Here is a 14006-nt window from a genome sequence, read left to right as displayed (position 1 = left end):
GACTGCGCCCACGACGCAGGCCTTCGCGCTCGCACAGCAACCGCACCAGTTCTCTCGTGGTCAGCCAGAACTCTGCCCTGACCAAGCGACCTACAACGATGACTTTCCGAGCGGCACAGAATCAGCCGGCGTGTTGCCATCGCCGACCCGGGTTCGGGCCGGCGACCGTGGAACGTCCCGGCTGAACGCGACGCGGCTGCGCGGACGTAGCCCGCGCCGACCACGTCTACCGACGTCCGTCAGGTGCAGGTGCGGCCACCAAGGTAGGTGTTGCCATCACCGGCGGCGCCTTCCGGGTCCACGGCGTAGATGTGCACCGGGGTGCCCGGCGCGCAGTTCGGCACGGTGAAGCGGAAGCCGTGCACGCCGGTGATGCCGAAGTAGGCGTTGACGTCCGGTCGGTCGGTGCTGGTCGGGAACTCGCCCAGGTAGGTGCCGACACCCGCCGGGCCGCCCTGGTACACGGCCACCGCCGACGAGGTCGCGGGCACGTCGACGTCCGCCACCCACCCTTCGGCCGTCGTGCCCGTGAGCAGCTCGAAGTTGCCCCGCGGCGGAGAGGTCCAGCGGAACACGCGGGTGTCGCCCTCGTTGAACGCCTGGTTCGTCAACTGCGTGCAGTTGCGGCACATCTCGACGTCGTGGGGGTACAACGCGGTCTCGTACACGCGTGGCATGGAGGTGGGCAGGTGGACGGTCTTCGAGCCGGTCGTGCCCGCGTGCACGGCCACCATGTTGCCCTCGGCCTCCACCGAGTCGCCGACCGGCGCGAAGTGGTGCACGCCCGCGTCCTCGCTGATGCGGCGCAGTGCGGCGAGCGGCAGCTTGGGCGCGGCGGCGTAGACGGAGGTGTAGCTGCCGCCGCTGATCGGGATCGTCTTGCGCGCCAGGGACACGCCGCCCGCATGGTAGGTGGCCAGGGTCGTCGCGGCCGGGTCGGTGACGGTGAACCACGGGGTCAGCGGGTAGCCGGGACCGCCGGTCTGGCCGACGAACGAGTAGTTCTGGGTCAGCGCGGGCGTGCCCGAGCCCTTGGCGACGGTGATGCCGGTGAGCGCGGTCATCGACGCGATCGAGGCGGCCTGGTCGTCCCGCACGTACCCGCCCGCGTAGAGCGTCAGCACGGTGCGGCCGGGCGTCTTGAGCTTCGTGTCGATCGCCGAACGTACGGCGGACGGCACGACGTAGGCGTTGGGCAGCACCGCGAGCTTGATCGCGCTGAGGTCGAGGTTGCCCTTGGTCAGGTCGCTGAGCAGGTAGTGCCGGATCGGCGTGCCGAGCCGGGTCAGGTCCTCCACGAGGTTGGGCAGCTGGTCGCTCGCGAACCCGTACGAGTTCTCCCCGGCCGGCGTGAGCGCGGCCTGGTAGTTGGGTGACACGTCGTCCACGAACACCGCCACCTGCGGTCGGTAGGCGTTCGCGCCGCCGTGCCGGATCTTGTCGACGGCCCGGAATACCGACTGGAGGTTGGCCCACAGGGCCTCCGAGTCGCCCGCCCGGTCGGGGCGGCCGAACCAGCCGACGCCCTGCAGGTCGAGCATGTGCACGGCCCGGCCGCCGATACCGGCCGCGATCAGGTTGCGGCGCAACACCCGGATGCTGTCCCACAGGTTCGTGACGGTTTGGAACGGGATGGGTTGGCAGTTCACCTCGCACGCGAGGAGCGTGCGGGTGTCGTCCTCGTCCATCCACAGCTTGTTGGACAGCCTCATCGTGTCGGTGACGCCCTGCTGCACGAACCCGTGGGCGAGCAGGCGGCTCTCACGGTAGGAGTACGGGCCGCTGATGATGTCCACGCTCGGGCTGTTGACCAGGGTCGTGAGGTCATTGTGCCCGCTGACGGGCAGCTCGGTGCCCAGACCGTACTGGTAGCCATAGAAGGCGGCGGTCAGGACGCGGTTGCCGGTGACCTGCTTGGCCTTGGCGAGCAGCCGGGTGATCGCGGACGTGGTGCGCGACGACTGGTACTGGTTGTACTTCGCCGCGCGCAACGAGTCGGGGTCCGCCGGGTCGAGGAGCGTGCCGCGGGCCGCGCCGGAGACCGGTGGCACCTGGCCCGGGACGGCGTTGTTGCGCTCGGTCGGGGTGGCCGACCGGCACTGGGGGACCAGGCTCGCGGGCAGGCCGCTCCACGAGCAGAAGCCCGCTTCGGCACTGGCCGAGTAGTCGCCCAGGTAGAAGTGGTGGCGGCCGATCGCACCTGGCTGGGAGCCGGAGTCGTTGGTCCACGGGAACATGCCGCACCTCGGCGCCGCGCCGGGCACGGGCCCGCACAACCTCGGGTCGCCCCAGTCCAGCATCTTCCCGGCGGTGTCGTCGTAGCCGTACGGCCGGTAGAACCACTCGCCACCGTTGGCGTAGGCGATGAGCACTCCCATCACCCGCCCGGGGTAACTGGTGTCCATGCGCGTCAGCACGCGGGAGATCTGCTCCTCCTGGTAGGCGAGCCACGCCTCGTTGAGCGACCACGGGTGGCCCGCACCGTTGGTGTCGTCGCGCATGTTGCCCTGGAGGTCCTTCATCTTCACGGCTTCACGGCCGAAGGCGGGCGCGTCCTGGAGGTACATCCGGACCATCAGGTACGGCCTGGGGTTGAGCGCGTTGAGCTTGCCCGCCAATTGGTCGATGAACGCGTCGCTGGTGCTCATCAGGTGCACCTGGAGCATGGGCGCGACGTTCATGTCCGACGCCGCGGTGTTGGCCGCCGCGAGCCGGGCCTGGTAGTCGAAGTACGACCAGTCGCCGTTGCCGACCGGGACGCTCTGCGAGTTCAGCGCCATGAAGAACGGGGTCGTGGTGCGGCACGCCCCGCCCTGGTCGCAGAGCTGGATGACCTTGCGGCCGTTGCGGTTGGCGATCGTCGACGTCGGCCCGGACCACGACTGGGCCGACGCGGTTGGCGGGATCGGCGTCAGCGGGACCAGCACCAGTGCGAACAGGATCGCGAGCAGCCGTCGCATACGTCCTCCCGGAGCGGTGTCCGGGCGCCACCGGCCGGACAACGGGCCAGAGTGCCACCGCCGCCGCCGGACTCCACCCCGATGTCACCGTGCTGGCCCAGCGCTGCCAGCGGACCGGACGAGCGGACGGTGCGGACCTCCGAACGTCCGCCCCGCAACGGTTACCCTCGGTGAACCGGATGCGCCGTGACGCCGACGACATACGATTTTGCGGAAGACGGGCACGAGGTCGGCGTGGCCCTGCGACCGTAAAGATAGTGGTCGGTGCGGCTGCTCAGGCGAACTTGTGTGGGCGGATTCGAGTGATCATCGCAACGTTGCCGGGTCATGATGCCAGCGCGTCCTGGAGGACGTCTGTGGGTGTCCTCCAGTCGAGGGTCTTGCGTGGGTGGTTGTTGAGGCGGTCCTGGGCGGCCTGGAGGTCGGCGTGGGTGTGGGCCGAGAGGTCGGTGCGTTTCGAGAAGTATCCGCTCATGCCGATGACTGGGTGTAGCTTCGGGTCATGCGGCACATTGATCAGCACGAAGCCGAAACTATGAGGAACGCTCTGAAAGAGATTGCCTCGTACGGGAACCTAGGGGCCGATCAAGCCAGTGGCGGTCAATCCGCTGCTCGCCGGGCGCGCGAAGTGCTAGAAGAGCTCGGCTTGTTCTTCGAGTCCGATGCTAAAGGCAACTGAGACGCTCGAGTGCGCCATGGGACGGCAAGCGGTGCCTGGTGTCGGGTCTGGATCCTGTTGGAGAGATTGCGGCCGGCTCGCGGGTGACTGATGGGACCGTCCACCGTCTATATGCTGCTCTGCGCGCCGGCGCAGCAGTCGCTCTCGCCGGTGCCACCGTCGCTTTTGGAGCCGTAGGCGTGCTGAGCGACGGGCCCCGTACGCTCACCCTCGGTATCACTCTTGATCGGCGCCAATCCAGGCCGACACGGCTACGGCCGCCATATCGGGACGGGTCTCGGCCCGCCGCCACCCCGAGACTCGCTGAGACGTCTCGGGGTGGCGGATTACTGGTCTTCAATTCATGGTGTCGGTTGAGGTCAGGTGGGGTGGAGTTGGAGCCCGATGCCGATCAGGCAACCGTTGATGAGGTCGCTGCGGTACTGGATCTTGCGTAGGCCCTGCCGCGCGGTGAAGGAGCAGGAACTCAGCCAGCTCCTCGATGCCCGGCGCTTCCGGAACGCGCCGGGCATCGGGTCGAAGTACTTTTCGGCCACCCCTGAGGGTGCTGCCCTCTACGCCCGGACCACTTACGCGAACTTCCCGAAGAAGGTCTCTACACTCTGGTGCGGGGTGTGATCAGGACGGAATACATCCCTGCCGAGAGCAGGATCGACCACTTGGCCGACGGCGGTGGCGGGATCGACGCGTTCGCGCTCTGGGAAGACGCGATGAGTACGATCGGCCGAGTCGGGATCATGCCCTCCATGCCGGTCCCGAGGTGAGTCGATGAAGATTTGCGTGACCTCCTCCCGGCAGTCCACCCTGGACCTCTGGTCCGGGCTGCTTCCCGCCTCGGCGGCGATCCGGTTCGTCAACGGGGGCAGCCGGTCAGGGTCATTGCGTTGTGGGGTAGCTGCTGGTCACGGCGGTGATGAGGTCGTGTGATCGGCGGTTGGCGCGTCGGAGGGCGCGGGCGATGTTGGTGTCGCCGTTGGTGCGGTGCCAGCCGATCGCGGTGTTGCGCAGGGTGGCGATGACGGCGGGGCCGGTGCCGGTCCGGGCTTGGTGGGAGTCTTCACGGAACGTCACGTCGCGGACGTGGTGGACTTGGTTCTCGATGAGCCATTCGCGGCGGATCCAGCCCTGCAGCTCGGCCGGTAGGGCGTCGCCGGCGGGCAGGGACACGGCGAAGTAGGCGGTTTCGCGGGTGCTCTTCGCGTTGGTGGTGCGGCTGCGGGTGATCCGGACTGCCTGCTCGGCGTGCGGGAACGCGATGCCACCGGGGGTGCGTGAGGTGACGGCTTTGACGGTGCGGGTCTCGCGGCGTCCGTGACCGCGGTCGCGGGTGCGATTTCCGACCGGGATGTCCGGCCAGGGCAGGGATTTCAGCTGGGCGGACAGCGTCGGCTGGTTGCCCTTGACCGCGGTCATCAGGTGCGCTCCGCGGGCGGCGACCTGCTGGGCGTGGCCGGCTTGGGTATGCAGGGCATCGGCGACGAACACCACGCCCTGCAGGGAACCCATGACCGTGTGGACGGCGTCGAGAAGCGGTGCGAACACGGGGATCTCATTGGATTTCACATCGACGGTGACCTGGGCCAGGACGATGCCGGTGTCGGTGTCCAGCGCGGAGAGCAGGTGGACCTGGCGGCCGCCGTCGAGGCGGGCGCCGCGCAGGGTCTTGCCGTCCACGGCGATGACATGACGGTATCGATCCGGTCGGACCGGTGGTGATCGCCGGGCGCGGGTGGTGAGCCAGCCGCCGAGGACGGCGGCCAACAGGTCGGCGTCGAGCCGGGTCAACACCCGCCATATCGCTGTGGCGGAAGGGATGCGGTCGAGACCGAGCCGGTCGCGGGCATGGCCGTCGAGATCCCGTAGCCAGTCGCTGATCGCCGCGAAGGACGACGCCCCGGCCAGGACCGCGCAGACCGCGACCATCAGCAGCGCCGACAACGGGTAGCGGATCCCGCGCGGGTCACGTGGATCCGGGACCTTCGCCAGGGCGTCCAGCAGACCGCCGTGCTCACCGTCGGTGACGGGCGGTGGTGGGCTGCCGACGCGGGCCGGCGTGAGGGGCAGTGCGGTGATGGGAGATGATGTCATCGGCGGGTGGGGTCTTCCTCGGAGTCGTGAGGCTTCGCAACTCCATGATCACCGAGCCATTTTCATCGTGACGTCGCAGGTCACGGCGCGGTTGAGTAGTGGGGAGCGTGGTGGGCGAGGCTCCCGGTAAGACAGCAGTCGACCAAGATCCGATGCCCCAACCGGGAGCCTCGTCGTGCTGTCCTAACCCTGCCGCGATTCCGCTGTCCAACCGCACCCTTGTCCGCCTGGCCGATCCGATCCGCGCGGAGCGGTCGCGTCGTCGGTCCCGGTGGCGGCGCCTGGATCCCGGTCGCCAGGCACTGCTGGTGCTCGCCCACCTGCGCAACGGCGACACCTGCGCTCGTCTGGCCGCCGGATTCGGAAATTTCCTGCAGCACCGCCTGGCGCTACGTCCGGGAAGTGGTGGACCTCCTCGCCGGCCTGGCCGACGACCTCCACGCCGCCGGGGAACGCGCCGCCCGCCTCGCCTACGCGATCCTCGACGGCACCCTGGTCCCGATCGACCGCGTCACGAACCAGAAGCCCTACTACTCGGGCAAACACCATCGCCACGGCATCAACGTCCAAATCCTCGCCGACCCGGCGGGCCGACTGGTGTGGGCCCCACCGGCCCTGCCCGGCGCCGCCCACGATCTGACCGCGGCCCGCACCCACGGCCTCGTCGACGTGCTGACCACCAACGACGTCACCACCTTCGCCGACAAGGCGTACCAAGGCGCGGGCGGCACGGTGCGCACCCCGTTCAAGCGCCACGCCACCCGGCCCCGGCTGTCACGAGGTCAGAAGGCGGTCAACCGGGCACACGCCCGCATCCGCGCACTCGGCGAACGCGCCGTCTCGCTACTCAAGGGCTGGAAAATACCGGCCAAGCTCCGCTGCTGCCCACGCCGAGCCACCGCGATCGTCGCGGCCATCCTCGTCCTGCACCACATCGAGACCCGCCGCCAACAACGATGAAAAGGCTCATTGATCGGTGGGCTCGTCGGGGCACCGCGGCAGGAGCAGCGGCGGGTCGCCTGGTGAGGGTGTCTGCGGAGTCCGCTCGGCCTCCGCCCGGATCTCGATGCTCGTCCTGTGGGCGACCGGGTCCCAGATCTCCTGGAACGGCGACACGAGCGACTGTCCTCCGCCGCTGCGGCGGGCACGCACGGCGTACCAGGCGAACCCGGCCAGGCTCAGGGGCAGGCTCAGCAGCGACGCCACGACACCGAGGAAGTCCATCCGTCGAGCATAGAGTAACATCGCGTTTCCAGAAACGTTCCGTTACTGAATGGTGGGCGATGGTCAGGTTGACGCGGGCGGAGCAGCAGCGACGCACCCACGAACAGCTGTTGGCAGCCGGACGGCAGGTGTTCCTGCGACGCGGCTTCATCGCCGCGACGGTCGAGGAGATCGCTGCCGACGCCGGCTACACCCGCGGCGCCGTCTACAAGCACTTCGGCGGCAAGGAAGGGCTGTGGCTGGCGATCGTCGAAGCCGACGCGGACACCCACCTGCGCGGGCTGCGCGACGCCCTCGCCCGCGCCACCGGCCGCGACGACCTGATCGCCGCCCTCACCACCCTCGACCCGGCCGGCGAGGGCGCGGCGAAGTGGAGCGCCGCAGCCGCGGAAGTGCTCGCCGCGACGGCGCAGCAACCCGACACCGCCCCCCTGATCGCCGCCGTCCAGCAACGTCACGACGAGGAAGTCGTCTCCCTGCTCACCGAGCACACCCGACGCCTGGGGCTCACCCCCGCGATGCCCCTGCACCAAGCGGTCGTCATGCTGGGCGCACTGGGGATCGGACTGGCCCTGCGCCACACGATCGCCCCGCCCTCCGACTCCGCCGCCATCCTCGCCCACGTGCTGGGAGCGGTCTTCCCGACGCCCGCACGCCCGCCCGGGCAAGCCTTGGAGGGCCGTTGACGGCGAACTGCGGACTGCGGACCCAACCGGGTGTTCGTCGGTGGACCCGCTCCACCCACACGGTTGTGCGGATGCCGTGCGGCCGCCACCGATCCGGTGAGACCGGCTCTGTACGGGTTGAGTGTCCGGCCTGTACGTCGACAAGACGGCCGGGCGGAAGTCCTGGGCGATGGGGTGGTACCGCCGAGGTCGCAGAGCCGGGCCGCGTGCAAGTTCCTGACGACGGGGCGGTATCCGGGCCGTGCGGTGGCAGGACGCGGAGATGTTCTGCCACCGCAGTTCTTGTCCGGCCGGAATGTCCTGTTCTGCGGACGACAACCGGTGCGCGGCTGGGGCTGGGCTGGGAGGGCCGCCCTGTCGATGACCGGTCGATTTCGCTCGGTGAACGCAGGACCGGGAACGCGGCGGCATCGGTATCGAGAGGTCGTCGACCGAGCAGGCGCCTCTTGTTTCGATCGCCTCTCTTGCGGCGAGGCAGGAGCGGTTGGAGGCCGTACGGGTAGACGGTCGCGGTTCGTTCGGCCCGTTACGTCAGAGCGAAATGGCGGGGCTGTAGATCTGCGGGATCTCGGTGATGGTGTTGTCGGGCCAGAGGACGGCGGCGATGGCGCCGCTCTCGTAGGTCGCCGACATGTGCGGCGACGCGGAGGGGAATGCGTTGGCGAACGCCGCGGAGAACTTGTGGCTGTCGGTGGCGGCGACCAGGTTGCCGTTGCGGTAGAGGCCGACCGCGATGTAGATCTCGGGCATGACGTGGGTGCAGTTCAGGTTGCCGAATGCCTGTTCGCCGCCGCCCGAGCCTCCGTACCAGCGGTTGGGGAGGGTTGCGCCCAACGTGCAGGACCAGACGCCTTTGGACACCGTGGCCGTGGTCTGGACGGAGACGTCGGGTGTGTGCGCGGACAGCGCGGGTGTGCCGAGCCTGGAGGCTCCGGTGTCGGCGTGTGCGCCGGGACCGGCCGCCACCAGCGCGGCGGTCGCGATCACGACGGCGGCGAGTCGGCCCAGTCGGGAGTACAACTGCCTTTTACGTGTTTCCATGTGCGTCCTCATGTCGGGGGCGATTGAAGCGGGTTCTCGGGCACTCAAGCTAGCCGTCTCACGATCGGGCCGTAAATGCGCTTGCCGGGTGACGACCATTCGGCTCGCAACCACCGGGAACCAGCGCTCCGCCATGCGGCGAAACGGGGATACGACGAATACGGGCCGAACTGTCCGCATAAATCGCGTATGGAACATTGCAGGACCGGGCTGCGCCATTCGGCGTGTGAACGACCGCTCCTTGTCGATGGGCGGTCCTACGCCGATCACGGTCGTCTTCGGCGACGGTCCGCTCGACCGCGGCGTCGTGGAGCACCGACGGGCGACGGGCTCGAGGACGTCAGTCCGACCGGCGCGACCACTCGCGTGCGCCACCACCGCGTTTCGGTGACGAGACGAGTGCGGGTGTCGCTACCGGCCGCTGGTGTTCACAGGAAGGAGCCCACGGTGAGTGCGGCGTTGACTGTCTGGTACTACCGCGACGACCGCCCCGGGGCCGGTGACGAACCGGAGGTCGTCACCACGGCAGAAGCCCTGGACCGGGTCCTCGACTACATCCTGGAGCATCCTCAGCCGCACCCGCCGGTGTTCACCGTCCGCGACCGGCCCCGTCTGATGGACGGCAGGTATCCCGATCATGAGGTCAAGGTCGACGCCGACCGCGGTGCGGGGATCGGGGCGATCCTGTGCGGCGGCCCGGCGGACTTCGCGCCCGACGCGGTACTGTCGGACGAGCGTGGAGGCAGTTGGGTCTCATTGGGGTCGACCAGTCGCCCGTCGGATGGGGCGTGCGTGCTGTACATGGACAAGGCGACCAGGACGCCGTTCCCGAGCAGCGCGTCGGTGCCGCTGGAGTCATGGCGGGCGGCGCTGCACGAACTGCTGCAGACCGGGCGGCGTCCGACCTGCGTGCGGTGGCAGGACACGGACGTCTTCTGAGCCGCGCCCCGCGGCTGCCAGCGCGCCACCGGTGGGTGGTACGGCGGCGTATCCACTCGGACGCACCGGGGTCGTAGCGGTGCCGGTTGTGTGTCGCAACCGGTCACGACGTCGGCGCGGCAGGCGGAATCGGGCTCGTCGCGGCCCTTGTCGTGTGGTGGTCGCGCCGGTGCGGCCGGTGCGGCCGGTGCGGTGTCTCGGGATCGCACCGGCCGCGGGGCTTGTCGTGTTTCAGTGGTCGTGGGTTGTCGGGTGGTCGGTGTTCTTGGCCGGACCGGTCGCGACGATCTCGAAGAGGTCTTCGAAGTTCGACGGTGTCAGCACCGTCAGGGCTGCGGCGATGAAGGTCGGTCCGGGTGTGAGGTGGCCGGAGACGACGCGGGAGATGGTGGAGCGGTGGACGTGCATGGCGTCGGCGAGTGCGTAGTCGGAGCGGTATCCGGCTTCTCGCGCGGCGGTGGTGAAGGCGAGGACGCGTAGCTTGACCGTGGGAGGCATGGGGCGGTCATCCTCGCGTGGAGTGGCTGAGCACGGCGAGCATGTGGGCGGGTCCCGGGCCGTTGGTGGTGCGGCGTTGTTGCAGGGGCAGGGGGATGCCTTCGGCGAGGCGCCAGGCGGTGTCGCAGTCGGTGCAGGTGGGCCAGCACCACTGTTGTTTGGTCGCGCGCGTGGTGGGGATGGTCAGCTCTTCCCCGCACAGCGTGGTGGTGTGTTGGGTGGGGAAGGTGTCGTGGTGGACGGCGTGGCGTTTGCCGTCGTGGGGTTGCCACCGGAACGGTCGTTGCGTGGTCATCACCGGTTCCTTTTGTCGTAGGCGTCGGCCCAGTGGGCGATGACCTCGCGGGATTGGGCTTCGGGCAGGGCGCGGGCGTGGAGTTCACGCATCCTGCGTTGGTGGTGCTCGACTTCGGCGGGGTGGTCGTGGAAGACGACGGCGGTGCCGTTGTCGCCGTAGGCGAGGGGCCTGGTGGGCGGGTCGAAGGTGAGCAGCGTGGCGTGGTGGGCCAGGGCGGGGTGTGCGGGTGCGGTGAGGGGGATGACGTGGGCGGTGACGGTGGGCCGGCCGGTCATCAGGGTCAGGTGCAGCAGTTGGTCGCGCATGGTGGCGCGGTCGCCGACGACCAGGCGCAGGGCGACTTCGTGGATGTGGAGGACGGTGACCGGGCCGCCGTCGGGTTTGAGCACCTTCTGCCGCGCGATCCGGGCCTCGACCAGGTCGTTGTCGCCGGTCAGGGCGCGGGCGTAGGCGGGGGTCTGGGCGAGGGCGGGGATGGTGAGCGGGTCGTAGGTGGTGATGGTGGCGGCGGCGCGTTCGTGCAGTGTCAGGGCGGTGAGGCTGTCGGGGTGGCCCGCGTGGGGGCGGGTGAAGGTTCCGGTGTCGGGTTCGTGCGCGATGGCCATGACCCGGTCGCGGCTGGGTTTGTCGGCGATGCAGCGGCCGAGGAGGGTGGCGATCTCCCATGGGCTGGTGCCCCGGCTGCCGGTCTCGAGTTTGCTCAGTTTGCCCAGCGACCAGCCCAGGCTTTCCGCGAGGACGGCGGAGGGCAGGCGGGCGCGGTGGCGGATGCGGCGCAGTTCCTCGCCCAGTTCGCGGCTGCGGGCGGTGCTCAACCTCGACGTGGCGGTCTTCTCGTCGGTGTCCATGGTGGTTCCTCGGTTGTGGTGCTTGGGTGCCGCCGCGCACGCGGCGTCGGTCGGTGCGGTGGTGCTCGGCTGTGCTGCCCGGGGCGGTTCAGTTCCACGGGGGTACGGGCCGTGCGGGTAAGCCGAACCGGGCGGGCGCCGGCACTTGCGGCTTCGTCCGCCTGCGCGCGGTGGTCGCGGCCTCGGCGGGGCGGTGGCTGGCTGTGCCGCCGGGTCGAGGCTGTGCGGCGTGCCGCGCGGCGTTCACGGTCGTCCGTCCCGGGTGGCGGCGAGGCGGTCGAGGACGAAGCCGAGGGTGTCTTCGAGGGCGTGGTCGTGGCCGTCGGCGGGCAGCAGCCGGTGCGGTAGGCGCAGGTCGTGGAGTACTTGTCCGACGTGGTGGTCGGCGAGGCGGCGGAAGTCGGCGTCGGGGTCGCGGTGCTTGTCGGTGCCCAGGGGGATGTCGGGGTCGAGGGTGGTGCGGTAGAGCAGGTCGTAGTGGACGCTGTGGTCGCGGACCACGCCTTCCAGGCGGGCGTGCACCGCCGGGTCGGGGTGTTCGCCCCGGTCGGCGAGGGCTGCGCGGTAGTAGCCCAGGGCGTCGGGGACGGCGCGGTCGACCAGGACGACGTCGCCGTGCAGCCACGCCTCCAGCTCGTCGCTGATGCCCCGGGTGATGATCCACAGGGTGGAGGCCCAGGTGTGGTTGCGCAGGATCGGCATCCCGACCCGCTGTGCCTGCTCCCCCAGGTCCGCCACCGTGCAGACCTGGAGGTGCTCGCGGCGCAGCTCGTGGGCCAGCCGGGCGAGGAAGGTGGACTTGCCGGTGGAGTGCGCGCCCGTCACCGCCACCACCGGCGGCTTCTCGACCTCCGAGGTCACCACAGGCCCTCCTCCGGCTCGTCGGCGGGCAGGAAGTCCTTCAGCGCCGCGGCGCGCACCAAGCTGTGCCAGTCCAGGCCGCTGTCGGCGAGCAGTGCCCGGAAGAGCTGCCAGACGCACCAGGTGTCGTAGCCGGCGCGGTGCGGGCGCCGCCCGGCGACGTCGGCGGTGTCCAGGACGGCGTGGGCGACGAGGGTGTCCAGGCCGTAGCCGGGCAGGCCGGGCCAGACGTGACGGGCCAGCCGCAGCGTGTCGAGCACCATCGGCGGTCGCCACCTGGGCAGGTGCGCGCCGAGGACCCGGTACTCGGTGGTGGCGTTGTGCGCGAGCAACGTCCGGCCTTCCAGCAGCGGCGCCACCTCCCCCGCCACCCCGTGCCACAACGGCCTGCCCTCGACGTCCTCGTCGGCGATGCCATGGACGCGGCGGGCGTGGACGGTGATCGGCTCGGCGGGGCGCACCAGCCAGGTCCGCAGGTCCCGCCCGGTGACCGGGCGGTCGTCGACCGGGAGCACGGCGATCTCCACGATCCGCGGTGGCTGTCCGCCGTTGCCCTCGACGTCGACCACCACCAGCGGACGACCCTGCACGGCCGCGGGCAACACCGAAGTCGACGCGGTGGGTGGCGGGGTGGATGGTGGCGTAATCATGATGCCTCCGTGATGGTGGGCCAGCCGAGGTCGGCGCGGCCGTGCCGGCGCGGGTGGTGCGGCTTGGCCGCGTCGTGCACCTGGAACCCGAGCCCGTGCTGCATGAAGTACCGGTGCTGCTCGTCCAGGCCGTCGACCACGACGGCGCGGTCGGTGACCGCGACCAGCCTGCCGCCCAACCCCGCCGCCATCGCCGCGACCCCTTCCGGGTCGGGTGGTGTCCGCGCGGCGTCGCAGCGGCCCAACTGGACGGCAGGACAGATGTCGCACAGCTCCCGGATGCCGACGTGCCCGTTGTAGTCCGGCACCCGGTGGACGTAGGCCACCGCGCAGGAGGTCTTGCGGAACAACACCGCGCCCCCGGCAGGCCGCCCGGCCGCCGCCGTGAGGATGCGGGTCTCCGACGCCTCGGGGAGGATCTTGCGCCGCGCCTGGTCCTCGTAGGGTTCGGGCAGGCCGTGGTCGCGGTAGTAGGCGCGGATCTCGTCGCGGTAGAACAAGCCGGTGAACACCGCCGCGTGCGCGTGCCGGCTCAACTCCAGACCGCGTGCGATGTGGGCGTCGGAGTCGTTGAGGCCGGGCACGATCGGCCGCCAGTACAACACCACCCGAAACCGCTCCGCGTGGGCGAACGCGGTGCGCAGCGACTCCGCCGCGATGCCCGAGTCCACCGGCTCGACCCGCTCGTCCTCGATCCCCGAATGGGTGACCAACAGCGTCACCCTCAGGTTCCGCAGCGCGTCCAGCGCCGCGCAGTCCTCCGGCTCCACCCGCCACCGGGTGATCACCAGCACGTGGTTGGTCAAACCCCGCTCGTCGAGCAGCCGCAGCACGCGGAACAGGTGCGGCTTCACCGCGGGCAGCATCGGATCGGTCGCCCGGTTGAGCAACTGGACCGGCGTCACGTGCGGCCGGAAGAACCGGTGTCCCACCAGCGCCCGGACCGCGTCCTCGTCCGGCAGCAACGCACGCGGCACCTTCATGCCGAAGTTGCCGAACAGGTGCCGCACGCAGTACCCGCAGTCCAACGGACACCCGACGACCCAGTTCAGGCTCAACCCCGACTTCCGGTACTCCACCACCTCCCGCAACTCCGACCGCAACCCCGCCACTTCCACGTCACCGAGCAACCGCACACCCGACCGGGCCCGCGCCCCGCCATGGTCAGCGTCCACCATCCACCCCTTTCGAAACACCGGAATCGGTGCACACGCATTCCAACCACGACCGGTAC

Annotated in this window: 14 protein-coding genes and 1 pseudogene; 3 read left to right on the top strand and 12 right to left on the bottom strand. The window is 69.9% G+C overall.

Annotated elements, in window-relative coordinates; genetic code table 11:
- Positions 1-239 precede the first annotated feature (239 nt).
- The 4 genes from J2S66_RS04470 to J2S66_RS04455 all read right to left on the bottom strand — a co-directional run bounded on the left by J2S66_RS04470 (position 240) and on the right by J2S66_RS04455 (position 5727).
- Positions 240-2960 (bottom strand): hypothetical protein, encoded by a 2721-nt coding sequence (locus J2S66_RS04470; RefSeq protein ID WP_310304099.1) that lies wholly within the window; start codon positions 2958-2960, stop codon positions 240-242.
- Positions 2961-3285: 325 nt separating this feature from the next.
- Entirely contained in the window at positions 3286-3483 is a 198-nt protein-coding gene (locus tag J2S66_RS04465) for a hypothetical protein (protein ID WP_374726064.1), read from the bottom strand.
- A gap of 515 nt (positions 3484-3998) precedes the next feature.
- Positions 3999-4175, bottom strand: a complete 177-nt coding sequence (locus J2S66_RS04460; protein WP_310304097.1) for a hypothetical protein — start codon at positions 4173-4175, stop codon at positions 3999-4001.
- 340 nt (positions 4176-4515) lie between these two features.
- Entirely contained in the window at positions 4516-5727 is a 1212-nt protein-coding gene (locus J2S66_RS04455) for an ISAs1 family transposase (protein ID WP_310304095.1), read from the bottom strand.
- 152 nt (positions 5728-5879) lie between these two features.
- On the opposite strand from J2S66_RS04455, the pseudogene J2S66_RS04450 reads away from it, so the two are divergent.
- Positions 5880-6687, top strand: a pseudogene (locus J2S66_RS04450) (transposase family protein).
- A gap of 6 nt (positions 6688-6693) precedes the next feature.
- Here J2S66_RS04450 and J2S66_RS04445 read toward each other — a convergent pair.
- Positions 6694-6951 (bottom strand): hypothetical protein, encoded by a 258-nt coding sequence (locus J2S66_RS04445; RefSeq protein WP_310304094.1) that lies wholly within the window; start codon positions 6949-6951, stop codon positions 6694-6696.
- Between the two features lie 59 nt (positions 6952-7010).
- On the opposite strand from J2S66_RS04445, the gene J2S66_RS04440 reads away from it, so the two are divergent.
- Entirely contained in the window at positions 7011-7637 is a 627-nt protein-coding gene (locus tag J2S66_RS04440; protein ID WP_310304092.1) for a TetR/AcrR family transcriptional regulator, read from the top strand.
- Between the two features lie 531 nt (positions 7638-8168).
- Here the strand turns inward: J2S66_RS04440 and J2S66_RS04435 are convergent.
- Entirely contained in the window at positions 8169-8678 is a 510-nt protein-coding gene (locus J2S66_RS04435) for a hypothetical protein (RefSeq protein ID WP_310304090.1), read from the bottom strand.
- Positions 8679-9125: 447 nt separating this feature from the next.
- On the opposite strand from J2S66_RS04435, the gene J2S66_RS04430 reads away from it, so the two are divergent.
- Complete coding sequence (locus tag J2S66_RS04430; RefSeq protein ID WP_310304088.1) at positions 9126-9617, top strand: Imm1 family immunity protein; 492 nt, start codon at positions 9126-9128, stop codon at positions 9615-9617.
- Between the two features lie 231 nt (positions 9618-9848).
- Here the strand turns inward: J2S66_RS04430 and J2S66_RS04425 are convergent, their stop codons facing one another.
- From J2S66_RS04425 to J2S66_RS04400, 6 genes are all read right to left on the bottom strand, one after another.
- On the bottom strand, positions 9849-10115 hold the full coding sequence (locus tag J2S66_RS04425) for a transcriptional regulator (RefSeq protein WP_310304086.1): 267 nt from the start codon (positions 10113-10115) through the stop codon (positions 9849-9851).
- A 7-nt stretch (positions 10116-10122) separates the two neighbouring features.
- A complete protein-coding gene (locus J2S66_RS04420; RefSeq protein WP_310304084.1) occupies positions 10123-10410 on the bottom strand; it encodes an HC3 family zinc finger protein in 288 nt (95 codons plus the stop codon).
- Positions 10410-11261 carry a helix-turn-helix domain-containing protein gene (locus tag J2S66_RS04415; protein ID WP_310304082.1) on the bottom strand — a complete coding sequence of 284 codons (852 nt, stop codon included), beginning with the start codon at positions 11259-11261 and terminating at the stop codon, positions 10410-10412. The genes J2S66_RS04420 and J2S66_RS04415 overlap by 1 nt, the downstream gene beginning before the upstream one ends.
- Positions 11262-11504: 243 nt before the next feature.
- On the bottom strand, positions 11505-12125 hold the full coding sequence (locus tag J2S66_RS04410; RefSeq protein WP_310304080.1) for an AAA family ATPase: 621 nt from the start codon (positions 12123-12125) through the stop codon (positions 11505-11507).
- The gene (locus J2S66_RS04405; protein WP_310304078.1) at positions 12119-12772 is read right to left on the bottom strand and encodes a 3'-5' exonuclease; all 654 of its coding nucleotides are present in this window, start codon (positions 12770-12772) and stop codon (positions 12119-12121) included. The genes J2S66_RS04410 and J2S66_RS04405 overlap by 7 nt, the downstream gene beginning before the upstream one ends.
- Positions 12769-13947 carry a radical SAM protein gene (locus J2S66_RS04400; protein WP_310304076.1) on the bottom strand — a complete coding sequence of 393 codons (1179 nt, stop codon included), beginning with the start codon at positions 13945-13947 and terminating at the stop codon, positions 12769-12771. Before J2S66_RS04400 ends, J2S66_RS04405 begins: the two co-directional genes overlap by 4 nt.
- Positions 13948-14006 lie beyond the last annotated feature (59 nt).

Origin of the sequence: Saccharothrix longispora, assembly GCF_031455225.1 — a bacterium.
In the GTDB taxonomy this organism is placed as follows: Bacteria; Actinomycetota; Actinomycetes; order Mycobacteriales; family Pseudonocardiaceae; genus Actinosynnema; species Actinosynnema longispora.
This window is presented reverse-complemented; position numbering and strand designations above follow the sequence as displayed.